Source organism: Pseudomonas sp., assembly GCF_033723075.1.
Taxonomy (GTDB): Bacteria; Pseudomonadota; Gammaproteobacteria; order Pseudomonadales; family Pseudomonadaceae; genus Aquipseudomonas.
The window spans coordinates 264,699-289,418 of the sequence record NZ_JAWVXU010000001.1; the positions used below are offsets into that span (position 1 = coordinate 264,699).

At 63.1% G+C, this 24,720-nt stretch carries 17 protein-coding genes and 1 pseudogene; 3 read left to right on the forward strand and 15 right to left on the reverse strand.

Annotation, left to right across the window (positions count from 1 at the left end; genetic code table 11):
* Positions 1-293: 293 nt before the first annotated feature.
* Positions 294-1,847: a BCCT family transporter gene (locus R3355_RS01290; protein ID WP_318959725.1), complete on the reverse strand. Its 1,554-nt coding sequence runs from the start codon at positions 1,845-1,847 to the stop codon at positions 294-296.
* 361 nt (positions 1,848-2,208) lie between these two features.
* On the opposite strand from R3355_RS01290, the gene R3355_RS01295 reads away from it, so the two are divergent.
* The gene (locus tag R3355_RS01295) at positions 2,209-3,081 is read left to right on the forward strand and encodes a formate/nitrite transporter family protein (protein ID WP_318959726.1); all 873 of its coding nucleotides are present in this window, start codon (positions 2,209-2,211) and stop codon (positions 3,079-3,081) included.
* A gap of 474 nt (positions 3,082-3,555) precedes the next feature.
* On the opposite strand, the gene R3355_RS01300 is transcribed toward R3355_RS01295, so the two are convergent.
* The 8 genes and pseudogenes from R3355_RS01300 to R3355_RS01335 all read right to left on the reverse strand — a co-directional run bounded on the left by R3355_RS01300 (position 3,556) and on the right by R3355_RS01335 (position 11,980).
* Positions 3,556-4,803 (reverse strand): Xaa-Pro peptidase family protein, encoded by a 1,248-nt coding sequence (locus R3355_RS01300; RefSeq protein ID WP_318959727.1) that lies wholly within the window; start codon positions 4,801-4,803, stop codon positions 3,556-3,558.
* A 28-nt stretch (positions 4,804-4,831) separates the two neighbouring features.
* Positions 4,832-6,127 (reverse strand): MFS transporter, encoded by a 1,296-nt coding sequence (locus R3355_RS01305; RefSeq protein ID WP_318959728.1) that lies wholly within the window; start codon positions 6,125-6,127, stop codon positions 4,832-4,834.
* A gap of 78 nt (positions 6,128-6,205) precedes the next feature.
* Positions 6,206-6,577 (reverse strand): ethanolamine utilization protein EutQ, encoded by a 372-nt coding sequence (locus tag R3355_RS01310; RefSeq protein WP_318946075.1) that lies wholly within the window; start codon positions 6,575-6,577, stop codon positions 6,206-6,208.
* On the reverse strand, positions 6,574-7,902 hold the full coding sequence (locus R3355_RS01315; protein WP_318959729.1) for an FAD-dependent oxidoreductase: 1,329 nt from the start codon (positions 7,900-7,902) through the stop codon (positions 6,574-6,576). The genes R3355_RS01310 and R3355_RS01315 overlap by 4 nt, the downstream gene beginning before the upstream one ends.
* 10 nt (positions 7,903-7,912) lie before the next feature.
* Positions 7,913-9,175 (reverse strand): FAD-dependent oxidoreductase, encoded by a 1,263-nt coding sequence (locus R3355_RS01320; protein WP_318959930.1) that lies wholly within the window; start codon positions 9,173-9,175, stop codon positions 7,913-7,915.
* Positions 9,164-9,328, reverse strand: a pseudogene (locus R3355_RS01325) (rubredoxin); the annotation flags it as partial. The gene R3355_RS01320 and the pseudogene R3355_RS01325, both read right to left, overlap by 12 nt.
* A 5-nt stretch (positions 9,329-9,333) precedes the next feature.
* Positions 9,334-10,779, reverse strand: a complete 1,446-nt coding sequence (locus R3355_RS01330; RefSeq protein WP_318959730.1) for an aldehyde dehydrogenase family protein — start codon at positions 10,777-10,779, stop codon at positions 9,334-9,336.
* 10 nt (positions 10,780-10,789) lie between these two features.
* Positions 10,790-11,980, reverse strand: a complete 1,191-nt coding sequence (locus R3355_RS01335) for an aromatic ring-hydroxylating dioxygenase subunit alpha (RefSeq protein ID WP_318959731.1) — start codon at positions 11,978-11,980, stop codon at positions 10,790-10,792.
* Positions 11,981-12,402: 422 nt separating this feature from the next.
* On the opposite strand from R3355_RS01335, the gene R3355_RS01340 reads away from it, so the two are divergent.
* Complete coding sequence (locus tag R3355_RS01340) at positions 12,403-14,106, forward strand: BCCT family transporter (RefSeq protein ID WP_318959732.1); 1,704 nt, start codon at positions 12,403-12,405, stop codon at positions 14,104-14,106.
* A gap of 469 nt (positions 14,107-14,575) precedes the next feature.
* Here the strand turns inward: R3355_RS01340 and R3355_RS01345 are convergent, their stop codons facing one another.
* The 5 genes from R3355_RS01345 to putA all read right to left on the reverse strand — a co-directional run bounded on the left by R3355_RS01345 (position 14,576) and on the right by putA (position 22,862).
* Positions 14,576-15,505, reverse strand: a complete 930-nt coding sequence (locus tag R3355_RS01345) for a LysR substrate-binding domain-containing protein (RefSeq protein WP_318959733.1) — start codon at positions 15,503-15,505, stop codon at positions 14,576-14,578.
* 187 nt (positions 15,506-15,692) lie between these two features.
* On the reverse strand, positions 15,693-16,820 hold the full coding sequence (locus R3355_RS01350) for a redoxin domain-containing protein (protein WP_318959734.1): 1,128 nt from the start codon (positions 16,818-16,820) through the stop codon (positions 15,693-15,695).
* A 320-nt stretch (positions 16,821-17,140) separates the two neighbouring features.
* Entirely contained in the window at positions 17,141-17,431 is a 291-nt protein-coding gene (locus tag R3355_RS01355) for a GYD domain-containing protein (RefSeq protein WP_318959735.1), read from the reverse strand.
* A 613-nt stretch (positions 17,432-18,044) separates the two neighbouring features.
* Positions 18,045-19,529: a sodium/proline symporter PutP gene (gene putP, locus R3355_RS01360; protein ID WP_318959736.1), complete on the reverse strand. Its 1,485-nt coding sequence runs from the start codon at positions 19,527-19,529 to the stop codon at positions 18,045-18,047.
* 153 nt (positions 19,530-19,682) lie between these two features.
* Complete coding sequence (gene putA, locus R3355_RS01365; RefSeq protein ID WP_318959737.1) at positions 19,683-22,862, reverse strand: bifunctional proline dehydrogenase/L-glutamate gamma-semialdehyde dehydrogenase PutA; 3,180 nt, start codon at positions 22,860-22,862, stop codon at positions 19,683-19,685.
* 429 nt (positions 22,863-23,291) lie between these two features.
* Here putA and R3355_RS01370 point away from each other — a divergent pair, with 429 nt between their 5' ends.
* Positions 23,292-24,317: a substrate-binding domain-containing protein gene (locus R3355_RS01370; protein WP_318959738.1), complete on the forward strand. Its 1,026-nt coding sequence runs from the start codon at positions 23,292-23,294 to the stop codon at positions 24,315-24,317.
* Between the two features lie 193 nt (positions 24,318-24,510).
* Here R3355_RS01370 and R3355_RS01375 read toward each other — a convergent pair whose 3' ends face one another.
* Complete coding sequence (locus R3355_RS01375; protein ID WP_318949977.1) at positions 24,511-24,717, reverse strand: DUF2905 family protein; 207 nt, start codon at positions 24,715-24,717, stop codon at positions 24,511-24,513.
* Between the last annotated feature and the right edge of the window lie 3 nt (positions 24,718-24,720).

The following is a 24,720-nucleotide window of genomic DNA, read 5'->3' on the forward strand; positions in this document are numbered from 1 at the left end:
TTAATCATTAATCGACTCACAACAGCGTTTTTCTTCTCCTGCCTAAACGGCACTCGAGCTTGCACACGAAAACCACCCCGAGCGGGGTAACATCACTATCCATAAGTTTGCCAAGTGCATCCGCACGCCACGCCAAAATTTGGCGAGCGGATGATTATTTGGCGGCTGACTATAGGGTCATGGGGCAACTCAAAAGTATTCTATTCACGTCCTCGGCCGATCCATTCGCGCCAAACTCGGCGCAAGTAGTTCAGCCAACGACAGAGGCAGGCGATGCGCCTGCCTCGCGAGAGTCAGCCGCGCGGCTCCTGGCTCAGCGCCTTGAGAAAGCCGATCATCAGGAACAGCATCAGCACCATGAACGGCAGGCCCATGGCCACGGCCCCGGCCTGAATGCCTTTGAGCGCCGTATCGCCGCCAATCACGAACAAGGTGATGGTCACCAGGGCAATCATCACCAGCCAGAGCACGCGCTGCACCGGCGAGGTACCCGGGTCGCCACCGGCCGCCAGGTTGTCCACCACCAGCGCACCGGAGTCCATGGAGGTGACCATGAAGATGACCAGCAGGACCACCACCAGCACCGAGGTGACGGCCGCCAGCGGCAGCACTTCGAGGAACTGGAAGATCGCCATGTTGACGTCCGTCAGACCGGCCGCCAGCGCGCCACTGCCGTCAATGACCTGGGCTATCGCGCCGCCACCGAAGGCGCTGAACCAGAAGATCGCCACGATGGTCGGCACCACCATTACCACGCCGACCATCTGCCGCAGCGTGCGGCCCCGGGAGACGCGGGCGACGAACACCCCGACCAGCGGACCCCAGGTGCACCACCAGGCCCAATAGAACACGGTCCAGCCCTGGAACCAGTCCTGATCCGGACGATCGACCCAGTTGGCCAACGGCAGGAAGAACTCGGCAAAGTCGACAGTCGTGTCCAGCACGCCCGAGAAGAAGCTCAGCACGCCAATGCCCGCAACCACCAGCAGGAACAGGCCCAGCGCCAGCAGCATGTTGATGTTGCTCAGCAGTTTGACCCCGGCATCCATGCCGCGCCACAGCGAGAATCCGGCCACGCCAGTCACCACCAGGATGAACAGCAGCTGCAGGCCGAAGGAGTTGGGAATACCCAGCACATGCGAGATCCCGGCGGTCGCCTGCATGGCGCCGAGGCCCAGGGAGGTGGCCAGACCGAACACCGTCAGCACTACGGTAAAGGTATCCACCAGTTGCCCGGGCAGGCCCTTGTGCGCCTTGCCGATCAGCGGCTGAAGGCCGGAACTGAGGGAAAACGGCAGGCCCTTGTTATAGGCAAAGAAACCCACCACCAGTGCGCTGGTCAGGTAGATCGCCCAGGGATGAAAACCCCAGTGGAAAATGGTCGAGCCCATGGCCGCGTGCAATGCTTCGGGGGTCTGCTTGGGAACGTTGAGCGGGGTCTTCCACCACTCGGTGTATTGCGCCACTGGCTCCGCCACGCCCCAATACAGCAGGCCGACGCCCATCCCGGCGGCGAACAGCATGGAAAACCAGGACAGGGTGCTGAATTCAGGCTGGGCGTGCTTACCGCCCAGGCGGATCTTGCCGAATGGCGATAGCGCCAGGCCGGCGCAGAACAGAACAGCCAGATTGCCCATGATCATGATGAACCAGTCGCAGTTCTTCAGGATCCAGCCCTTGACCCCTTCCAGGGCCAGACCGAAGGCCACGGGGTCATTCAGGGCCAGCAGAACCAAGACCAGAACGATAGCGAATGAAGCGGGGAAAATAACCCTGTGGAAGTTCAAACCCAGTAGTTGGATATTGAAATTCCGGGGTAATGAAGCATCGACGGCAATGTCTTTCACCCAAGGATCCTCACTGTATTATTTTTGTAGTCATGCCAATCGCGGCTAGCACTTAAATGACGTAAAACACCGGCCAGCCGAATTGAACAGATGAGTGATGGTCGAGTAGCTAAGCGCTCGCCACAAATCATTTTATCTGCGCCATTAATGACTTTTGATCATCAATATAAGCACGCAACAACAGCCTTATTGGCAACCGCCGAGACCCGCCGTATCTGCCGCAATCAACACCGATCAATCAGCGCACTGAACTGACCACCGAGTTACTTGTATTGCCTCCTGAATCGTTTCAAGCGTTGCACTTATCCATGAATCCAGGGTCTCAACCATTCAGAATTCAACATGCGACTCAAGGAGTTTTATGGACAGTAAAAAAGATGGCAAGACTCCTGGCCTGTCCGCAGAAGAAGAAAAGGAAGTCGAAAAGCAGCACCCCCCGCGTGCGGCGGTGCTGCACGAAACCATCCGCGCCCAAGGCGAGCTGGAACTGGAACGCAGCGTTGCCGCGCTCTGGTGGTCAGCCCTCGCGGCAGGCCTGACCATGGGCTTGTCGCTAATGGCAATGGGCCTGTTCTACTCGCGGCTGCCCGACGTCGAGACCAGCCATGTGATTGCCAGTCTCGGTTATTCGGCAGGTTTTCTGGCGGTGATTCTGGCGCGTCAGCAGTTGTTCACCGAAAACACCCTGACCGCCGTGTTGCCAGTGATGACCAAACCCACGCGGTACAATTTCGCCCGGCTGATGCGTTTGTGGGGCGTGGTGTTGGTGGGCAATCTGGCAGGCACTTTGTTAGTGGCCTACGTCATGCTCAACCTGCCGATTTTCGATTCAAAAACCGACGCTGCGTTTCTCGATATAGGGCGCAAGGTCATGGAAAACAACGTCAACCAAATGTTCTCCAAAGGCATCGTTTCCGGCTGGATGATCGCCACCATGGTCTGGATGATCCCGTCCATGAAAAGCGCAAAAATCTGGATCATCCTCTTCATCACCTACCTGATGGCCCTGGGCGACTTCACCCACATCATCGTCGGCTCAGCCGAAGTCTCATACCTAGTGTTCGCGGGCCAGTTGCCGTGGAAGGACTTTTGGCTGATCTTCGCCGGACCCACTCTGGCCGGTAATATCATCGGTGGCAGTTTCATCTTTGCCTTGATCAGCCATGCGCAGATTCGTAGCGAAAGTGGTGCGCCCACGTTGGTGAAAAAGGGGCAGGACAAGGCTGATATTTGATTGTTATTGAATGTAGGAAATCCCAACGCGTCTTCGACGCCGCACTGTCACGGAGCAAACGGGTCGGGGGCGGTGCAGCTGTTTTTGACTCTGCCCGGAGGGCCTGGAGCGAGGCTTGCAAAACTTACGCGAACTGGCTCGGCGAACGTCGCATTGCTGGTCTGCCAAGACCGTCTTGTCGGCCGTTGGCGCCCCATTGCGGCGAGCTTCACGACTGACCGTCGCTAGATATACACCCAGCTGTTTGGCGATACGGACTTGGTTCATGCCACAGACCAAGCCAGCCTCGATCTGGTAACGGTGGTCTCGGGTCAACTGCAGGTAATGCCTTGTCATCTGCGCTTGAATCCTTGGGTGTGAGAGCCTGGATTTTACCGGTGACTGGCTCTCTACCTATCGTTTCAAGCGTTGCACTTATTCTATGAATTCAGGCCTTATATCCAGCAACCTCAGAACCCGTAAGTTCTCGACTGTTCATAACCAGTCGTCCTGCCAGGGGTATTGCGACAGTGCCTGGCAGCCATCACGAGTGATCAGCACCTGCTGTTCGAGCTTGATGCCCTGCTTGCCGCCGCGCTCGCCGATATAACTCTCGACGCAGAGCACCATGTTTTCCTCGATGACCCCGTCGTAACCGCTGCTGTCCCAGTCTGCGCCCTTGTGCGCCAGGGCCGGGTACTCGTCGGCCAGGCCGGCGCCGTGTACCACGCAGCAGTAGCGGTTGTGCAGATAGGGCTGGGGGATGTCCCAGGCGCGCTGGACGAACTCGCGATGACTAAGCCCCGGACGCAGCAGGTCCATGTTGTGCTGGATCTGCTCATGGGCCAGGCGATACAGCTTGCGTTGCTCGGCCGTGGGCGCGACGTGGCCAACGGTCCAGGCCCGGGAAATATCCGCACAATAGCCATAGGGGCCGATCAGGTCGGTGTCGAAACAGACGATTTCGCCTTGCTGCATGACCCGCTCGCTGGACTCCTGCATCCATGGATTGGTGCGCGGGCCGGATGCCAGCAGGCGGGTCTCGATCCATTCGCCGCCGTGGCGGATGTTCTCGTAGTGCAACCAGGCCCACAGCTGGTTCTCGCTCATGCCCGGACGCAGTTCGTCGTGCATGCGCTGGATACCGCGCTCGCAAACCTGAATGGTCCAGCGCATCAATGCCAGCTCCTCGGCGGATTTGATCTTGCGCGCCTCCTCCATCAGGCTGTGCCCCTCGATCAGGCTCAGGCCGTGCTCGCGCAACAGGTCGAGCCCTTCCAGGTCGGCCTTGTCCACCGCCAGACGGGCCTTGCCGCCAGCGTATTGCTGCATCACTTTGGCGATGTCATCGGCCCAGACCAGGGTCTTCTCGGAGATACGCGAGCCCGCGCCGAAATAGCTGCAGTTGATCGCCGGGCGGATCTGATCGAGCAGTTCGTTGCCCTCGTGCAGATGCTCGCAATTATGGAACTCGAAGAGGATCACCGGCCCACTGGCGAAGACCAGGGCGTAGCGGGCGAAGTTGTGCAGGGTCCACACCTGCATGTTCGAGGTGTCGGTGGCGTAGCGGATATTCACCGGGTCGTAGAGCAGGATCGCCGCGCAATCGGCGGCCAGCAGTTGCTCGCGCACCCGCTGCAGGCGATACGCCCGCGCCGTCCTGTGGGTCTGGGCGTCGACCGGGTTGCGCAGGGGCTGCGCGGATGAACTGTCGCTCGGGTATTTATTGTTATTGTCGAACATGCGCGAATTTCCTGTTGATGATGGCGGGTCACAGCCGCGCGGCGCTTGTACTCCCCGCCGCTGCCGGTTCGGCCATGGCGGATGCCGTGCTCGCCTCGGCCACGGGTTCGATCACTGCCGCCAGGGTCGAACTGGCCAGGCCGTTGGGCGTGGCCTGGTGATGCAGCGGAGCATCCGCCTGCAAATGTTCGCCGGTGACCTTGCCCTGGCCGACGGCCAGGGCCAACAGCGCGGCGCAAGCGGCGAAAAAGCCGTACAGACTCGACGCGCCGAACTGCTCCATCAGCGCACCGGCGAGCAACGGGCCGATGCAGGCGCCGATGCCGAATGCCACCAGCAACAGGCCAGCCAGCGACACCCGCAGCTCGGCTTCGATATTGTCGTTGGCCAGGGCCACGCCCAGCGGATACAGGCAAAACTGCAGGAAACCGATGCCGGCGCCGAACAACAGCAAGGCGCCGAACGACAAGTGCTGGTAGAACGCCAGTGGCAGGCAGGCGAGGAGCAACAGCACGGCCACAGCGCGGATCAGGCTGGCACGCGGCAGACGGTCGGACAGCCAGCCCAGCGGTAACTGGGCGAGCAGACCGGCGGCAATGGCCAGCGCCATGAACTGGCCGATCTCGACCGTACCCAGGCCCTGCTGGCTGGCGTAGATCGAGGCCAGCCCATAAAAGCCGCCGTTGATCATGCCAGAGATCAGAATGGTCACCAGCGACTGCGGCACCCGCCGCAGGAACAGGCGAATATCGATGGGGGCCGGGCGCAGCGCAGCCGGGTGCATGCTGCCGGTCAGCGCCACCGGCACCAGGCACAGGGCGAAAGCCATGGCCACGCCGAGCAAGGCGTGGATACCCAGGTCGCCATTGAGACTCAGGGCCAGTTGGCCGAGCATCATGCCGACATAGACCGCGACCATGTAGATACCCAGTACCTTGCCGCGCTGGTCGCTCTGGGCGCGATCGTTGAGCCAGCTCTCCAGCACCATCAGCTGGCACATCATGGCCAGACCGACCAGCGCACGCAGGAATAGCCAGAGCGGCAAGGCACTGCTGAATTCGTGGGCCAGTACGGCGGCAGCAATCACCCCGGCGCAGGCAACGTAGGTACGGATATGCCCGACCCGTTCGATCAGCACGCGCCCTACCCTGCCACCGGCCACCATGCCCAGGGCGTTGGCCGCCATCAGCGCGCCACCCCAGAACTCGGCGACGCCATCGGCCGTCAGGCGCAACGCCAGGTAGGTCATCAGCAGAGTCGAGCCCAGCTGCATCAGCAGGCTGGCCAGGTACAGGGCGCCGAAGGTCCGTGTCAGTCCCAGCATGCGTGGCTCCTTGGCCAGAATGAACAAAGTCGCCGCTCCCGAACGGGGAATGCGCCGGCAAAACGATCAGGGCGAGGCTCAGGCCAAGCCGTGACGTTGCTTCCAGTCACCCGGATGAACCACATAACCGAACAGTGCATGACCGCCATAGACCAGTTCGGTGCCTTCCGGTATCCACAGCAGCTGGCCCGGCTTGACCCGGTACAGCTCACCGTTGGCCTGCAGCTCGAAGCAGCCTTCGATGACGAAGATCACCTCGTCATACAGCAGGGTCCAGTTGACCTCGGCGCCCTCCCAGCGGGCGAAGCCGATACCGATATTGGGCGACACTTCATTGCTAATGGCGCGGGCGACAAAGGCGGCGCCGGGCGGGCCGCCACGGGGAATAAAGTCCAGATCATGGTGATCGACCAACAGCACCGGGCCCTTTCCGGAAACGACCTGATTCATAGCTCGCTCCGACTGTTCCACGCCGCCAGGCGAATGCGCGAACGCACGCCGAGGCCGAGGAAGGGTTCCGGCGGGTTCAGCGACGGCATGCCGGTGACCGCCTGGATGTCGCGTAACTGCGCCGAATCCGCGCCCACCGCCAGATCAGCCAGCAGGGTGCCGGAGATGGTGCCCCAGGCCGCGCCGACGCCGTTGTCGCAGGCCGAGGCATGGATGCCCTGCTCCAGCTCGCCGAAGAAGTTGGTGAAGTTGCGCGAGATGGCATAGACGCCGCCCCAGGTGTGGCTGAAGGGTACGTTGGCCAGTTGCGGGAAGCGCGCCAGGAAGGCCTTGCGGTGATCCTCGCGCACGCCGGCGCGCATGGCATCGCTGGTGCTCTGGCCGTACTTGGGCACGTGCTTGTAGGTGTTGCGGATCATCAGGCGGCGATCCTGGGTCATGCGCACCGTGGTGCCGGCGTGGTCGGCCGGGGTCAGGCCCCAATCCAGTTCGCCGCCATAGGCCTGCAGCTCGCTGTCGGTCAGCGGCCGGGTCCAGCTGGCGAAGGTCATCACCGGCAGCAGGCGGTTGCGCAGGAAACCGAACTCCTGGGTGAAGATACTGGTGCCGAGCAGCAGCTGCGGGGTACGGATGTGGCCATTGTTGCCGTGCAGAATCCAGCCGCCCTGGCCGTCACGCTCCAGGCGCTGGATCGGCGATTCCTCGAGCAGCTCGACATTGTCCGGCAGCGAAGCACCCAGGCCGGTGACCAGCGCCGCCGGTTGCATCAGGTAGCAGCCCGGAGTGTAGATCGCCCGACTGTAGTGCCGGCTGCCGACTACCTTGGCCAGCTCCTCGCGCTCAACCCAGTGGAAGGGCTCGCCGAGCTCGCTGAGCAGGTGCTCGAAATGCTCCAGATAGGCCAGGCCGCGCGAGCCCACGGCACCCTGGTACTTGCCGGCGTGCGACCACTGGCAATCGATGCCGTGGCGCTTGATCAGCCCCTGCAACTGGTCGATGGCGGCGCGATTAAGGCCGAGCAGGCGCTGCTTGTGCGCCGGGTCCGGGTGCTCGAGGGCGAACTTGTGCGGCAGGTCGATGACGAAGCCGGAGTTGCGCCCAGAGGCGCCGTAGCCGACGCGCTGGGCGTCGACCAGCAGGATGCGCGCCTGTGGATGGTGCTCGGCCAGCCGGCGGGCGGCAGCCAGGCCGGCAAAACCGGCGCCGATCACCGCGTAATCGGCGCGCTGTTCGCCCTGCAAACGCGTAGCAGGCTTGGCCGCAGGCAGTGCGGCATACCAGCCGCAGCTGGCATCATCGTAGGGTAGATTGATCGATTTCTTCATGGTCAAGCTCTCAGGCCACGGCCCGTTGCGCGTTCTGACAGGATTGCAGCCAGCTGTTGCGCTGCACTTGTGCTTGGCGACCGAGCAGGACGAAGCCATGCAGCCCCCCCTCGGTATCGTAGAACCCGGCGCTCAGACCATCGTCAGTAGCCGTGCAGCGCCATTCGCCGGTTACACCGACGGCCGGCGGCAACAGGCACAGCGGCGCGGCCGGGGTCTTTACCGTCACCGGCATCAGCGGATAGCTGACCGCCGTCGGCTGGCCGAGCAGGGTCTTGCTCAGGGCCTGGATGCCCTGGTTGATCGGCGCCAGGTAGGGCAGCAGCTGGCCGTCGATCTCGATGCAATCGCCCAGGGCGTAGATCCCCGGTTGCGAGCACTGCAACTGGGCATCCACCTGGATGCCCCGCCCGACTGCGACTCCGGCCGTCTCGGCCAGGCTCAGATTGGGCCGCAGGCCAACGGCGGAGAGCACCAGGTCGGCGTGCAGACACTGCCCATCGGCGAGGGTCAGGCGATAGCCCTGCTCGACCGACTCGATACGCTGCAGGGTGTTCTGCAAATGCCAGCTCACACCCAGTTCGCCCAGGGCCGCCTGTAACTGGCGGCCGGCCTCGACCGGCAGCAGGCGTTCCATCGGCCACTGGCCGAGGCCGATGACGCTGACCGAAAAACCGCTGCTGACCAGGTCGTTGGCGAACTCGCAGCCGATCAGGCCGTCACCGAGGATCGCCACCCGACGCACGCCAAGCAGACGCTCACGAAAGCTGCGGTAATCGTGCAGGTTGTTGACGCTGAGCAGCGCCGCCGTGTCGCCCTCGATCGGCAGACGAATCGGTGCGGCACCGCTGGCCAGCACCAACTGGCCGTAGTCCATCTCGCCGATGTTGGTGTAGAGGCGCCGGGCACCGCTGTCGATGCGTTCGACCGTGCAATAGGGGTAGACACGGATCTTCAGGCGCTGCTCGATCGCCAGGGCCGACTCACCCGACAGCAGCGCGGCGCTCTTGCCCTGCGCCAGGCCGATCGACAGCGCCGGCTTGGAATACAGGTGACCGGACTCCTGGGTCAGCACGCGGATCTCGACCTGCGGGTCGGCCCGGCGCAAGGCCTGGGCCAAACCGTAACCGGCATAACCACTGCCGATGATCACGATTGGCTGGCGCACCTGCGCCGCCTGCACAGGCGCAGCAACCGCCACCGACGGCAGCGGTAGCGGTAGCGGTAGCGGTTCGCTGGCCACTGCCACAACCACCGGGCTGATATCGAGCATCTCGAAATCATCCTTGCCGACCCCGCACTCGGGGCATTTCCAGTCTTGCGGCACATCGTCCCAACGGGTGCCGGCGACGATACCGTCGTCCGGCCAACCGAGGGCCTCGTCGTAGATCAAACCGCACACCACACAGAGCCAGGTCTTGAACATGTCGCTTACTCCCCCGCCACGCGGATCGCTACGTTCTTGGTACGCACGTAGCTGTACAAGGCTTCCTGGCCCTTCTCGCGGCCGAAACCGGACAGGCCGACGCCGCCGAACGGGGTTTCGATGCCGCCGGCATACCACTCGTTGACGAACACCTGGCCGGCTTTCAAGCGGCGCGCGCAGCGCATGGCGCGGCTGATGTCCTGGGTGAAGACCCCGGCCACCAGGCCGAAGTCGGTGCCGTTGGCAATGGCGATGGCCTCCTCTTCGCTGTCGAAGGGAATGATCGCCAGCACCGGGCCGAACACCTCCTCCTGGGCGATGCACATCTCGGGGCTGACATCGCGGAACACGGTCGGGCGCATGAAGTGCCCGGCGCGGTCGCTGAAGGCCTCACCACCGGTGGCCGCTACCGCACCTTCATCGATTGCGCGCCGACACAGGGTTTCGATGCCGGCCAGTTGCCCGGCGCTGACCACCGGAGTGAGGTCCGGGTTGTCCTGGCCGAGGCCGACGCTGAGCCCTTCGGCCAGCGCGACCACGGACTGGACGATTTCTTCGTAGATTTCACGCTGCACCAGCAGCCGCGACATGGCCGAGCAGACCTGGCCGGCATTGAAGAAGATGCCGCCCTTGACGCTGGCCAGCAGCTGCTCGCGGTCGACATCGGCGAAGGCGATCGCCGCCGACTTGCCACCCAACTCCATCACGCTGGGGATGGCATGTTCGGCGGCATCACGGAGGATCGACTGGCCGGTCGGCACCGAACCGGTGAAGACGATCTGATCGACCTTGGCGCTGCTCACCAGATGCGCACCGACCTCACGGCCACGGCCGCAGATCAGGTTGACCGCGCCTCGCGGCAAACCGGCCTGGGCGACGGCGCGGATCAACACGCACATGCCCAGCGGCGACAGTTCCGGCGACTTGATCACCACCGCGTTACCGGCGGCCAGGGCCGGCGCCAGCGAACGGGCGCAGATCGACACCGGGAAGTTCCACGGCACGATTTGCGCGGAAACACCCATCGGGTCGTAGACGGTGAAGTCCATGTAACCGTCGCCCAGCGGGATCGAGGTGCCTTCGATCTTGTCGGCCATGCCGGCGTAGTACTCGAAGTAGCGCGCCGCCTCGGTGAACTCGTCCTTGGCATCGGCCAGGCTCTTGCCGTTTTCCTGGCACAAGACCCAGGCACCTTCGTCGGCCAGCGCACGAATCTCGGCGGCGATGCGCAGCAGCCAGCTGACCCGTTGCGCCGGGCGCACCCGGCTCAGCTCGCCGCCATCGGCACAGTGGCGCGCCGCCTGCAGGGCGCGCTCGGCATCTTTGATGCTGGCCTGGGCAATGCTCGCCAACGGCTCGGCGGTGCCCGGGTTGTTCACCGTCAGGTGCTGGGTGCTGTCGCACCACTCACCGTCGATGTAATTCAGCCAGTGGGGGGCAATCGGATACATGGCAACCTCCTCAGGCGGACGGCGTGGTTTCGAGCAGCTGACGGGCCGCCCACTGATGGAAGAAGTGGGTCGGGATGTCCATTTCCGGCGAGAACGCACCGCCGCTGTAACCCGGCGAATGACGGCCTTTCTGCATGCCTTCCACCGAACTGATGTCCTCGGCGAACACCACTTTCCAGGACTCCAGAATGGCGTTGCGGCAGGCGGCGTACTCGTCACCCAGGGCCTCGTCGCCGACGTAGAACAGGCGCAGGTGCTCGATGGTCCGGCCCGGTGCTACCGGCTCCAGCTGCATGGCAAAGGCGTGATCGGCCTGGATGCCGAGCAGCACGTTGGGGAAGAAGGCCACGTATTCGGCGTTGCGCAGACGATCCTGCGGCCAGCTGGGGAACTTCGGCAGGTGGGTGCCGGCCACGTCGGACAGGTTGTAGGCGTAGCTACCCTGGCCGGCGAAGCGCTCGTCGAAGAGGATGTTGTAGTGGTCTTCCAGGCGCGAATAGGTATTCAGGCTCGGGTGTACCCACGGCAGGTGGTAGGCCTCGCAGTAGTTCTCCACTGCCAGTTTCCAGTTGCAGTTGATATCCAGGGTGGTGGAATCAAAGCCCGGGCGGCGGCGCAGCAGGCCCATGCCGTCGGCGCCGAGGAACTGGCTCCAGCGCGCAGTCAACGGCGCCAGCATGTCTTCCAGCGGCTGGGCGTCGCCGGACAGGTTGACGAACAGCATGTCCATCCAGATCGCACTGCGCAGGGCTTTCAGGCCGTGCTTCTCGCAGGCGAAACGCTCGTCCTTGTGCTTGTCGATACCGCCGACGTGCGGGGTGCCGCGCAGGCCGCCATTGAGGTCATAGGTCCAGGAGTGGTAGGGGCAGCGAATCACGCCCTGCACTTCACCCTCCTCCTGCACCAGCTTCATGCCGCGGTGGCTGCAGACGTTATGGAACACCTGCACCAGGCCCTCGCGGTTGCGCATCAGCAGCAGCGGCAGGCCCATGAAGTCGACCGGCTTGACCGAGCCATTCTTGACCAGGTCGCTGGCGAAACCGACGCAGGCCCAGGTCTTGCCCATGACCTGATCGCGCTCCAGCTCGAAGTAACGCTGCTCGGTGTAGAACTCGTTGCCAAGCCCGGTGGCCTGGTCGATCGGATTGAGTACACGTTCCAGTTGTTGCACAGGAATTCGTTGAGAGATGGAATTGTTCATTGTTGTTCTCCCCTGCAAGGCACGGTGATTGATGATCGGCAGGCGCACTGGCCAAGGTCCGTTGGCAGCGAGTGTCGAGACCGGGGGATTGTTCGACAAACGATTTTTACAGGCCAATTAATGACTTTTTCTCATAAACGAGAATCCACCATCAATGCTGAACAACAGCGCTCCGTTGGTCGAGCTGCTGAGTTGATTGATGTTAAAAACTCATCAATCAATGAAAATAAATAGTTTGTTGGACAATCGCCCAAACCGTCACTTTGTTCTCTGAAACAGGGCAACCGAGCCTGACGGTTCCACCTGCTGACCTGCGCATTGAGCGACTGCCTTTGGCCGGACTGGCCGAGTCTGCAGCTGGACCCCCACGCCCCCGGCTTGCACCACAAAAACCCTTACCGACAATAAAAGGGGACATTGCAATGCGTGCACAGTCAGGCCTGCTCAAGGGCCTAAACCCAACCGTAACCGTGGTCTCCAAGCTTCTGGTCATCGGCTTCGTAGTGCTTTGCGCAGTACTCGCCGAACAGGCTGGCGCCTTCTTCCAACACACCTCGGATTTCATCCTCGACAACTTCAAGTGGTTCTACCTGAGCCTGGTCAGCGGCGTGCTCGGCTTGCTGCTGTACCTGATGGTCAGCCGCTTTGGCCATATCCGCCTGGGCCGTGACGATGAGCGCCCGGAGTTTTCCTTCACGTCCTGGATCGCCATGCTGTTCAGCGGCGGCATGGGTATCGGCCTGATCTTCTGGTCGGTGGCCGAACCCATGTGGCATTACGCCGGCAACCCGTTCGCCGAAGCGCTGAGCGACGAGGCGGCCACCGCGGCCATGCGCCTCACCCTGTTCCACTGGGGCCTGCACCCCTGGGCGATCTTCACCATGGTCGGCCTGGCCCTGGCCTACTTCGCCTACCGCAAGGGCTTGCCCCTGAGCATGCGCTCGATCCTCTATCCCCTGATCGGCAAGCGCATCTATGGCCCCATCGGCCACACCGTGGATATTCTCGCCGTGGCCATCACCGCCTTTGGCGTGTCCCAGTCGCTGGGGCTCGGCGTCACCCAGATCAACACCGGTTTCAACCAGGTGTTCGGCCTGCCGATCAATTTCGGCGTGCAGGCCCTGATGATTGCGCTGATCAGCGGCTGCGCCATTCTCTCGGTGATGTCCGGGGTTTCGCGCGGCATCCGTCGCCTGTCGGAATGGAACATGCTGCTGTCGATCCTGCTGGTCGGCGTGGTGCTGTTGCTTGGCCCGACCCGCTACCTGCTCAACCTGATGCTGGAAAGTAGCGGTGATTACCTGCAGAACATCGTCGGCCTTAGCGTGTGGAGCGACACCCAGAAAGACGGCGGCTGGCAGAACTGGTGGACCGCCTTCTACTGGCCCTGGTGGATGACCTGGGGTCCCTTCGTCGGCCTGTTCATCGCCCGGGTTTCCCGTGGCCGTACCATCCGCGAACTGATCGCCGGCACCCTGCTGGTACCGACCCTGGTGACCATCGTGTGGATGTCGGTACTCGGTGGCTCGGCCCTGAAGGCCGAACAGGACGACCGCGCGCTGCATCAACAGCAGGTCGAGAGCGGTCAGCTGGTTGGCGAGGCGGCGGTATTCAAGGGCGGTGACGTGCTGACCGCGACCAAGGCGGAAACCACCTCGGCGATGTTCACCCTGCTGAAGAAGATCGACAGCGGTCTTTTGGGGCAACTGCTCAGCGTGCTGGTTTGCCTGATGCTGGCGACCTACTTCATCACCTCGGCAGACTCCGGCACCCTGGTGCTCTGTACCCTGTGCGCCGCCGGACATCCCGAACCACCGCAAGGCATTCGCGTGCTCTGGGGCGTGCTGCAAGCCTTTATCGCCATGGGCCTGCTGTATGCCGGCGGCCTGAAGACCATTCAAATGGCCTCGATCGCCGCAGGCTTGCCGATCGCGGTGTTCATCCTGCTGATGAGCTATACCCTGATGCGCTGTCTGCGTCAGGAGCGTTTCAGCGGCCTGCCCACGCCGCTGCCGGGCAGCCACTTCGCCACCCGGGAACACGCCGAGGACGAGACAGCCGACCAGCCTGTCCCGATCCTGGGCGGGGCCTCGCCATTGGCGTTACACGCGCGCAAGGCCTGCTAACGACCGCGCTGCACTCAGAGGTTGTGAAAATATCGAGCGCCGTGGCGAGAGCGTCGCCTGGTGTTCGCGGCAAGGCGTGTTACGCGAAAAATAGGGGAGTTTAGTGAGCTAAATGACCCTGTTTTTCGCTTAACGCAACGCCAGCAGCGGACGCCAGGGGGCGGTCGCAGTAGGCGAGTGTTTTTTCACAAGCTCTCAGCGCACCTGCTCCAGCGACCGCTGCCGCCGGCCACAAGCCTGCGGCAGCGGTCGTTTCAGCGTTAGCGGACACCGCAGTTTTCTGTAGGAGCGGGGGGGCGGTGTTCTTTTGGGAGGGGCCTTAGCCGCGAATATTTTGACGGGATTGCGGCCCATCGCGACCATGGAACTGGGCGTTCCCGCCGCTCCTACGAGTGCCCAATAGCCAATAGACCCGAATGCCTCCGGTTTTCTGCGCGACAGCATTCCGGCGAAGACGGCGGGCAATCCCTTATCGCGCTTCTTGCCCCTCGGCAAGTGACGGCGGCAACTGTTCGAGCAACCAGCTGCGAAAGCGCTGGACGCTCTGCCGGCTGACCCCACGGCTCTGCGGTTCGAGCAGGCAGAACTTCGCCTCGGTTTTCAGCACCGTCTCGACCGGCCGCACCAGCGCCCCGCTCAGCAGGTGGCTGTCGACCAGATTCGACCAGCCCAGGGCAATGCCCTGGCCACTCAGCGCCGACTGGATCAGCATCGAATAGCTGTTGATATTGATCCGCCGCTTGGGCTCCGGGGCCTTCTGCCCGAGCTGCTGAAACCACTCGGGCCAGCCGATCCAGTCGCGCTGCTGATCCTCCAGCCACAACCAGGTACAGACCGCCAGCTGCTGCGGCTCATGCAACTCTGGGTGCTTGGCCAGGTAGTCGGGACTGCACACCGGAAACACCTCTTCGGAAAACAGCGGCGTGACCTGAATATCCTTGGGCGGCGTGCGGCAGTAGTACAGCGCCAGATCACAATCCAGGCGGGCGAACTCCTTGACGTGGTCGTAGGCGATGATGCGCAGGTCGATCTCTTCGTTATCGCGCTGGAACTCGGCCACCTTGGGCAGCAGCCACAACGAGGCCATCGCCGTGCTGGTAGCGACGGTCACCTGCTGGGCGCCACGCCAGTGACGAATCTCGCCGGTGGCCTGAGCCACCTGCATGAGTGCGTCGCGCACGGTGTCGTAGTATTGGCTGCCGGTCGGGCTCAGGTTGATCGCCCGGGTGGTGCGCTCGAACAGGATCTTGCCCAGATAATCCTCGAGCAAACGCACCTGGCGGCTGATCGCCCCCTGGGTGACGTTCAGCTCCTGGGCGGCCAGGGTAAAACTCAAATGTCGCGCAGCGGCTTCGAATGCCACCAGGCTGTTGAGCGGAGGCAGTGGATGGATTTTCATGCAGGCAAGGTCACGCAATGTTGTAGTTATGTCCGGGCAGTCTAGAGCCATGTTTGCGGCAAACACAGCGCCAAGTTGTCATGCCCCCTGATAAAACGGGGTTCTGCTCAGGCAAGGCACACTTACACAGACGAGCAAGCCTCACACTGCACAGAAAAGCCTACGAAGGTTGCTGCGGATTGCAGGGCTAACCGACCGCCCCCGGCCTGTCCGACGACGTCATGGCGTCAGGCTCGGCATCGAGATACGCCTGGTTTTCCTCGCGAATGCGCCGCGCCTGTTCATCGTAGAGAAACGGCAGAAACATATAGCGCTGGCCACGGGTGACCGGACTGGCCTCGTGCAGCAATCCGCAGGAGAACACCACCGCACCTCCAGGCGGCGCCGTATACAGCCCTGGGCCGAATTCGGGGAAACGCAGAAAACCGCCTTCATAGTCACCGCTGTTGAGAAACAGCGAAATGGCGAAACGTCGATGGGCCGTGCCTTTGGTGGTGTTGTCGCGGTGGGCACGGAAGTGCCCGCCCTCGCTGGCCTCGTAACAACCGATCAGGTAGCGCTCCATGCGCGTGGCACGAAACTGGAATGCCTTGTTGATTTCAGGCGTCACCCGCTCCTGGATGCGCCGTCGACAAGCCTGGCGCAACTCCTCGTCCTCCAGCGTACAGTCGCGCCGACTCTTGTGATCCTGGCCATGCGCCAGCACCGTCCGGCCATTGATATCCTGCATAAAACCGGAGGGCTCTCCACCCCGGTTACGGTAGTAGTCGATCAATGCCTGGCACAGTTTGGGCTCGAACACCCGCGGTAAAACCAGCACCGGGGCCCTGGCTGCAACCGGAAATGACGGACCGATGGCTGGCAGACGATCCAGTACCGCCAGCAAAGCGGGCATGTGCAGATCCGTGGAAGCCTGGAACGGCAGCACCGCGAGCACGCGCAACATCGGATCGAGCACATAGGTGATTCGGCGGTAACTGCCATCCGGCAGCAGCGCCCCATAGAGCCCACTGACCCGGCGATCGAAATCCCAGATATAGCGAACCCCCGGCAACGACGTGTGCACCCGCTGCTGTCGTTCGTCCTCGGGATCGACCGTGACCCCGAAAAAGCACAGATTGGCATCATCGAAACGCTGGCGGCTCGCAGCCAGCTGCGTCAGCAGCTGGGCACTGCCGGGCTCGGCGGCGGAACCGAAGAAACACAGCACCACATAACGGCCAGCGACCGTATCGAACACGAAGCGCTCGCGGGTTTCGGTACGACAGGTGAACCACGGGGCAGGCTCGCCCAAGCCTAAAAGTGCGCTGCGCATTATCTTCAGCCTCGATGGCGACGGAACCAAGCCGCCTGCCGATTGAGCCAAGGGTTGTTAACAAGAATAGCTGGCGAACCGATAGATGCCCGACTGGCCTTACACGAGCGTTGCAGAGCGACTCGCACGATGGTCTGCAAGCGCCCCCAAGGCTCTGGCAGCATCCGGCGGGTCTGACGTCCCAGGCGGCGGAAAATGCGCCGAGCGGCATCGCCTCAACAAAAAAACGGCCCCTCCCCCTTGGGGATGGGCCGCTATACGACTGCTGCGGTTGTGCGTCTGCGGCAAAGCATTCACAGCCTCTCAGACACGGGCTGGCGCTAAGGCATGTTGCCGATGATCTTGCGCATCTCTTGCTCCGAGAAGCCGCGCAATGTCTGGGTGCGCGTATTGCCGAGCGAGCCCACTTTCAACAACAGGGAGGTTGCGGCCTCCTCGTCGCCCTCGACGATCAGCACCAGGTCGTAACTGCCGATGGTCCAATAGACGGCCTTGACCTCTATGCCCAGCGTTTCTCCCAGCGCCTTGAATGCCTGAAAACGATCCGGCGAGTCCTTGACCGCCCGGATGCCCTGATCGGTGAAATTAACCAGCGAGATGAAGGTTGCCATGATTACACCCCTTGTCAGGGTTGCTGAATGGCGGTCACAGAGCCGGCAGCGATTACCTGGAAGAGGGCCGCCATTCTTCCAAATCCGCGAGTCCGGCCATCAATCACTTGAGTCTGTTGCTTGCGCAGCACTGCGCGGACAGAAGCCACCGTTGCGCTCCGCCAGTATGCCTCGTAAGGGATAGCAGGCCGCTGCAGCACACGCATGACCACTGATCTGCCCAGGCAAAAAAAGACTATGTCCCCGGTGCTGGTCAGCCAGGTGAAGCCTGGGACGCGATGATGCACAGGTCCTGTAGGAGGCACGCCCCCGCAGCGATGCAGCCCGCCGGGTTGCCCGGTCTAACGTCGCCAAAAGCTCGCCCCGAGGATGGGCCTCCCGCAGGTGCGGAGGCAATCCGGGCCTTGCCGGAAACCTGGCTCCGCCTCGCGCCGAGTGACACAAGCGCTAACGGGTACGGTGGCAAAAAAAAACCGGCCCAACACAACGGGGTGTGGGCCGGCAAAGCACTATCGGGTCGTCGTGGGGCCCGAGCCGGGCATCAGCAGTGAAATCCTGACTCGGGTGCCCCGCCCACAGACGACCGGCTGCAGGCGGGGATGAAACGCGTCACTCAAGCCAGCTTGCGGTCGACCTCGTCGAACTGGACTTGCAGCGCAGCCTCGGGCTCTTCGCTCAGCAGGCTGACGACGACGATGGCGACGCTGGCCAGGATGAAGCCCGGGATGATTTCGTACAGGTCGAAAATCCCGCCGGACAGTTGCTTCCAGATCACCACGGTCAGGCCGCCCAGGATGATGCCGGCCAGAGCGCCATTGCGGTTCATGCGACTCCAGTACAGCGACAGCAGGATGGCCGGGCCGAAGGCGGCGCCGAAGCCAGCCCAGGCGTAGGACACCAGACCCAGTACGGTGTTATCCGGATTCAATGCCAGAACCAGGGCGATCACGGCGATCAGCACTACCGCACCACGACCGATCCATACCAGCTCGGCATCGCCGGCGTTTTTCTTCAGGATGGCCTTGTAGAAATCTTCGGCCAGGGCCGAGGAGCTGACCAGCAGTTGCGAGTCGGCGGTGGACATGATCGCAGCCAGCACGGCGGCCATCAGGATACCGGCCACTACCGGGTGGAACAGGCTGTTGACCAGCACCATGAAGATGGTTTCGGCGTCAGCCAGGTCGGTTTCCAGATAGCCGACGCCAATCCAGCCGATGGCCAGGGCGGCGACCAGGGTCAGGGCGGTCCAGCTCACCGCGATGCGGCGGGCAGTCGGGATGTCCTTGTCGTCGGAGATCGCCTTGAAACGCGCGAGGATGTGCGGCTGGCCGAAGTAGCCAAGGCCCCAACCGAGCAGCGAAAGGATCGCGATGATGCCCAGCGGCTCGCCCTTGGCATCGTTGAAGAAGGTCAGCAGTTCCGGGTTTTTCGCCTGAATGGCCAGATGCGCGGCATCCACGCCGCCCACGGCATTGAGCGCAAATACCGGCACCAGCACCAGCGCCGCGGCCATCAGCAGGCCTTGCACCACGTCGGTCCAGGCCACGGCAAGGAAGCCGCCGAACAGGGTGTAGGACACCACTGCCAGGGTGCCGACGACTACGGCAATCTGGTAGTCGAAGCCGAACACGGTTTCGAACAACTTGCCGGACGCCACCAGACCGGAGCTGGTGTAGAAGAGGAAGAAGGTCAGAATGATCAACGCCGACACCACGCGCAGGGCACGGGATTTGTCGTTGAAGCGGTTCTCGAAGTAGGACGGCATGGTCACCGAATCGTTGGCCGTGTGCGAATACACACGCAGACGCTGGGCAACGAACAGCCAGTTCAGCCAGGTACCGGCCAGCAGGCCGACGGCGATCCAGGTGGCTTCAAAACCAGCTGCCAGGGCATAGCCAGGCAGACCCAGCAGCAGCCAGCCACTCATATCGGAAGCGCCAGCCGACAGCGCCGCGGTGGTCGGGCCGATGGAACGGCCGCCGAGGATATAGTCGGACAAATTGCTGGTGCGTTTGTAGGCCACCAGCCCCAGCCACAACATCATCACCAGGTAGACCACGAAGGTCACCCCTACAACAAAAACGTTCTGCTCGTTCATCTTGTTGTTCTCTTGTTGGCACGGCTCGGGCCGTGACTCTAGTTTTAAAGCGACCGCCGTATGCGGCCACTGCTTGAAAACCACGGAGCAGGTGCACACGCACAAGCCTGCTCCGGGGCGGGACAGGCCTTGTGAGCCTGCCCCTGAAATGCCTTACTCCTCGTCGACCAGCGACAGCAGCGAAGCGTTGCCGCCCACTGCGGTGGTGTTGACCGAGGTCGCGCGTTCGTTGACGAAGCGCAACAGGTAGCTCGGGCCACCGGCTTTTGGCCCGGTACCCGACAGACCGCAACCACCGAACGGCTGCACACCCACCACGGCGCCGATCTGGTTGCGGTTGACGTAGAGGTTGCCGACTCGCGCCAGCGCCTCGATGCGCTCTGCAGTTTCCTCGTTGCGGGTATGCACACCGAGGGTCAGGCCATAACCTGTGCCGTTGATCGCGGCGATCACCTGCTCCAGCTCGCTGGCCTGGTAACGCACGACGTGCAGGATGGGGCCGAAGTTTTCTTTCTTCAGTTCGGCGATGCCGCCGATCTCGAAGGCCACCGGGGCGACGAAGTGACCGTTCAGACCAGCCGGCAGCGGCGTTTCGGCAATCAGCTTGCCCTCACCCTTGAGCTGGGCGATGTGCGCCAGCAAACCGTCACGCGCCTCGGCATCGATCACCGGACCGACGTCGCTTTCACGCAGATGGGTCGGGCCGACTTTCAGTTCGGCCATGGCGCCCTTGAGCAGGTCGAGCACGCGCTCGGCGATGTCGGCCTGCACATAGAGCACGCGCAGGGCCGAGCAACGCTGACCGGCGCTGGTGAAGGCCGACTGCACGGCATCTTTGACCACCTGTTCGGGCAGCGCGGTGGAGTCGACGATCATCGCGTTCTGCCCGCCGGTCTCGGCGATCAGGGCGGCGATCGGGCCGGCCTTCTCGGCCAGTTGACGGTTGATGATCCGCGCCGTGTCGGTCGAGCCGGTGAAGCACACCCCGGCGACCCGGGCATCGCGGCAGAACACGCCACCCAGGGTGGCACCGTCGCCCGGCAGGAAGGCGATCACGTCCGTCGGCAGGCCGGCCTCGAACATCAGTTCCAGAGCACGGGCGGCGATCAGGCTGGTCTGCTCGGCCGGCTTGGCCAGCACGCAGTTGCCGGACACCAGGGCGGCGGCGATCTGGCCCAGGTAGATGGCCAGGGGGAAGTTCCACGGGCTGACGCAGACGAAGATGCCGCGACCTTCATGGAACAGTTCGTTGCGCTCGCCGGTCGGGCCTTTCAGCTCTTCGCGGCCCAGACGCAGGCGCGCCTGCAGGGCGTAGTAGTGGCAGAAATCGACGGCCTCGCGCACCTCGTCGATGCCGTCCTGCATGGACTTGCCGGCTTCCAGGGTGCACAGCGCCATCAGCTCGCCGCGGTTGGCTTCGAGCAGATCGGCCAGACGCTCGAGGATGCTCGCACGCTGGTCGACCGGCGTGGCATTCCAGCGCGGCCAGGCAGCGCTCAGCCCGTCCAGCGCCTGAGCAGCCTGGGCGGCGCTGGCGAACTGGGCGGTGCCGACCAGCTTGCTCAGCTCATAGGGGCAGTGCACTTCCTGCACGGCGCCAGGCAGCGTCTGCCCGTTGATCACCGGTGTGGCGTGCCATTGACGGTTGAGGTGCGGTTTGTAGGCGAGTTCAAGCTCAGCGAAGGAATGCTGGATGTTCATGTTGAGGCCCTGGGAGTTTTTCCGCGCGGCACCGAACAGAGCAGGCGGAAGGGGAATTTTGTCATTGGCGAGGGTTTTGAACTTGCGCAGGAGCGTCACCGGGTGATCGAGAAGTGACTCGATCGGCGTACTCGGGTCGACCAACTGGTGGACGAACGAGGAGTTCGCGCCGTTTTCCAGCAGGCGGCGGACCAGGTACGGCAGCAGATCCTTGTGCGCGCCGACCGGAGCATAGATGCGCACGGTCTTGCCATGCTTTTCCAGCACCGTGTCGTAGAGCGCGTCGCCCATGCCGTGCAGGCGCTGGAATTCGAACTCGCGCGGCTGCTGGTTCTCGGCGGCCATCGACAGGATGCAACTCACCGTGTGGGCATTGTGGCTGGCGAACTGCGGGTAGATCACCCCGCGGGCGAAGTCCGACAGCAGGAAGCGCGCACAGGCCAGGTAGGAGGTATCGGTGCCTTCCTTGCGGGTGAACACCGGGTAACCGTCCAGGCCCTGGACCTGACACTGCTTGATCTCGGTATCCCAGTAGGCGCCCTTGACCAGGCGCAGCGGCATCTTCTCGCCGAGTTCCTTGCCCAGCAGGCACAGCCACACCAGTACCGGCAGGCAGCGCTTGGAGTAGGCCTGCACCACCAGACCGAATTCGCCCCAGCCGGCAATGGCCGGGTCGCGCATCAGTTTCTCGTACAGTTCCAGCGACAGCTCCAGGCGGTCCGCCTCCTCGGCGTCCACCGAGATACCCACGCCCAGTTTGCGCGCCCGTACGGCCAGCTCCAGCACATTGGCGAACAGTTCGCTGAGCACGCGCTCGCGCTGGGCCACTTCGTAGCGCGGGTGCAGGGCCGACAACTTGATCGAGATCGACGGCTTGGGGGCCGGACCGACCTGCGCCTCGGCACCCACGGTGTCGATGGCCTTGCGGTAATCGGCCATGTACTTCTCGGCGTCTTCGGCAGTCAATGCCGCCTCACCGAGCATGTCGAAGGAATAGGTGTAGCCTTTTTCGCGCTCCGAACGACCGTTCTTCAGTGCCTCGGCGATGTTGCGACCCAGCACGAACTGCTTGCCCATCAGCTTCATCGCCTGGTTCATCGCCGCGCGGATCACCGGCTCGCCGGAACGCTTGATCAGCTTGCCGAGGACGTTTTTCGGCCGGCCATCGGTGCCTTGCGGGTCGACCACCTTGCCGGTCATGACCAGGCCCCAGGCGGCGAAATTGACCAGCACACTATCGCTCTGGCCGAGGTGGCGTTCCCACTCGGCGGCGGAGAGCTTGTCACGGATCAGCGCATCGGCGGTGGTGGCGTCGGGTACACGCAGCAGAGCCTCGGCCAGGCACATGAGCATCAGCCCTTCCTGGGTATCGAGGCTGTACTGACGAAGAAGTGCGTCGAGGGTATCGACGGCATTGTCCCGGCTGCGTACATCCTGAATCAGGGTACGGGCACCATGGCTGATAGCCTCGATGCCGGCCTCACCGGGGTCGGCGAGCTCAAGGAGCTCAGCGAGATAGGCTGCCTCGTCAACGCTGTAGTTGGCGCTGATGACAGGAAAAAAATCGGCGGCCTTGGCGGCAGAGATCCGGTTAAGGAACTCGTCCTGCAAGACGTGACTGGCTTTAAACATCACGCCCATCCTCTTGTGGAGACTGTTGTTGTAAGAACTGCCTTTATGGGTCTAGCTCAGATGCGCTGGTATGACTACCCACGCATGGCAAACACACACATTTAACAGTGGGTAGTCGAATTTAGTGGCATAGCCATGACAGCTTCTTGCTGAAAGCTCTGGAGTTTTTGCGAAAAGCTATGAGCAGGGGAACTATCGTCGAACGGGCGTTTGAGGTCGGCTTCCGTAGGAGCGGCCCATGACCGCGACAGCAGTTTCGCGGGCATGGAACTGGGCGCCCCCTTCCCGCTCCTACGATACCCCTGACAACCACCCGGCCCTGCGCAGCTGCAGCTCGGCGCCAGCCGCTATGCTCCATGGCATAGAGCCATCAACGATCCGACTCCGGGCGCAGCGGTTGCGCGGCGTCCGGGCGGAGGGAGGACTGCCATGAAGACGGCTGCCGTACTGCGTCTGCTGATCGCCGGCCTGCTCGGCCTGCTGATCACCGCCAGTCATGCCGACTGGACAGGCCCCAAGGAGGGGCCGGCGGCGCTGGCGGGCAAGCGGGTGCTGTTCCTCGCCTCCGACTTCCGCAACGGCGGGGTGGTCGCGGTGTATCGCAGCGTCGAGCGGGCGGCCAGGCTGATCGGCTGGCGGGTACAGGCGCTGGATGGGCATGGCGATGCCGCCGAGTGGCGGCGTATCGCCGAGCAGGCGTTGCAGCAGGCGCCGGACGGCGTGGTGCTGGGTGGTTTCGGCCCAAGGACGCTGGGGGAACTGCCGGCGCTGTTCCAGCAACGCAAGATAGCCCTGGTCGGCTGGCACGCCGGGGATACGCCGGGGCCGAGCGAGTGGCTGTTCAGCAATGTCACCACCGACCCGCTGGTGGTTGCGGACCTGGCCGCGGAACTCATCATCGGCGATGGCGCGGGCGGCGTGGTGATCTTCACCGACAGCCAGTTCGCCATTGCCACAACCAAGGCCGAGCGCATGGCCCAGCGCATCCGCGAGTGCCCCAATTGTCGGGTGCTGAGTATCGAGGACCTGCCGATCGCCAGGGTTTCCGAGGAAATCGCCGGCCGGGTCACGCACCTGCAACAGCGCTTTGGTTCGGCCTGGACCCACAGCCTGGCGATCAATGACGTGTATTTCGACCATATCCATGTGCCCCTGGCGCGACTCGGGCGCCAGGATATCCGCCATGTGTCGGCCGGCGACGGCTCGGCCAGAGCGCTGGCGCGGATCCATTCCGGGCTGTCCCAGCAGATCGCCACCATTGCCGAACCGCTCGGTGCGCACGGCTGGCAAGTGATCGACGAATTGAACCGCGCCTTCGCCGGCGAGCCGCCCAGCGGCTACGTCGCCCGGCCGCTGCTGGTCACCACCGAGGTATTGCGCGAGAGCGAGACCATCAGCATCGAGCTGGATACCAGTCATGAGGCCAACTACCTGCAGCTGTGGCGACCGGACTGATGCGTGCAGAGGCTGTGCAAATATCGAGCGCCGCCGCGAGGCCGCCTCCAGGCGTTCGCGGCACCGGGCGATGGTCGATTCGGAGCGCCGCGACAACCCGCCGAATGTGTACCGCGCCGATGAACCACGGCGCACTGCCTGCGACGAGTGCGCCCTACGGACCGCGGACTGCTCGAGATGGTCCGACAGCCTGCTAACGCCTGAACAGGTTGATCAGCAGGCTCAGGACGATGCTGACCAGCAGCATCGAAGTCAGCGGGATGAATACCCGGCCGCGTGGCGATTCGATGCGGATGTCGCCCGGCAAGCGGCCGAACCAGTGCAGCAGCCAGGGCGCGAAATGCAACAGCGCACCGAGCAGCAACAGCATCATGCCGGCAATCATCAACCAACGCGCCATGCC

Coding starts and splice junctions, on each gene's coding strand:
- R3355_RS01295 (WP_318959726.1), top strand. CDS start 2,209: ATGGACAGTAAAAAAGATGGCAAGACTCCTGGCCTGTCCGCAGAAGAA.
- R3355_RS01300 (WP_318959727.1), bottom strand. CDS start 4,803: ATGTTCGACAATAACAATAAATACCCGAGCGACAGTTCATCCGCGCAG.
- R3355_RS01305 (WP_318959728.1), bottom strand. CDS start 6,127: ATGCTGGGACTGACACGGACCTTCGGCGCCCTGTACCTGGCCAGCCTG.
- R3355_RS01310 (WP_318946075.1), bottom strand. CDS start 6,577: ATGAATCAGGTCGTTTCCGGAAAGGGCCCGGTGCTGTTGGTCGATCAC.
- R3355_RS01315 (WP_318959729.1), bottom strand. CDS start 7,902: ATGAAGAAATCGATCAATCTACCCTACGATGATGCCAGCTGCGGCTGG.
- R3355_RS01320 (WP_318959930.1), bottom strand. CDS start 9,175: ATGCTCGATATCAGCCCGGTGGTTGTGGCAGTGGCCAGCGAACCGCTA.
- R3355_RS01330 (WP_318959730.1), bottom strand. CDS start 10,779: ATGTATCCGATTGCCCCCCACTGGCTGAATTACATCGACGGTGAGTGG.
- R3355_RS01335 (WP_318959731.1), bottom strand. CDS start 11,980: ATGAACAATTCCATCTCTCAACGAATTCCTGTGCAACAACTGGAACGT.
- R3355_RS01340 (WP_318959732.1), top strand. CDS start 12,403: ATGCGTGCACAGTCAGGCCTGCTCAAGGGCCTAAACCCAACCGTAACC.
- R3355_RS01345 (WP_318959733.1), bottom strand. CDS start 15,505: ATGAAAATCCATCCACTGCCTCCGCTCAACAGCCTGGTGGCATTCGAA.
- R3355_RS01350 (WP_318959734.1), bottom strand. CDS start 16,820: ATGCGCAGCGCACTTTTAGGCTTGGGCGAGCCTGCCCCGTGGTTCACC.
- R3355_RS01355 (WP_318959735.1), bottom strand. CDS start 17,431: ATGGCAACCTTCATCTCGCTGGTTAATTTCACCGATCAGGGCATCCGG.
- putP (WP_318959736.1), bottom strand. CDS start 19,529: ATGAACGAGCAGAACGTTTTTGTTGTAGGGGTGACCTTCGTGGTCTAC.
- putA (WP_318959737.1), bottom strand. CDS start 22,862: ATGTTTAAAGCCAGTCACGTCTTGCAGGACGAGTTCCTTAACCGGATC.
- R3355_RS01370 (WP_318959738.1), top strand. CDS start 23,292: ATGAAGACGGCTGCCGTACTGCGTCTGCTGATCGCCGGCCTGCTCGGC.
- R3355_RS01375 (WP_318949977.1), bottom strand. CDS start 24,717: ATGGCGCGTTGGTTGATGATTGCCGGCATGATGCTGTTGCTGCTCGGT.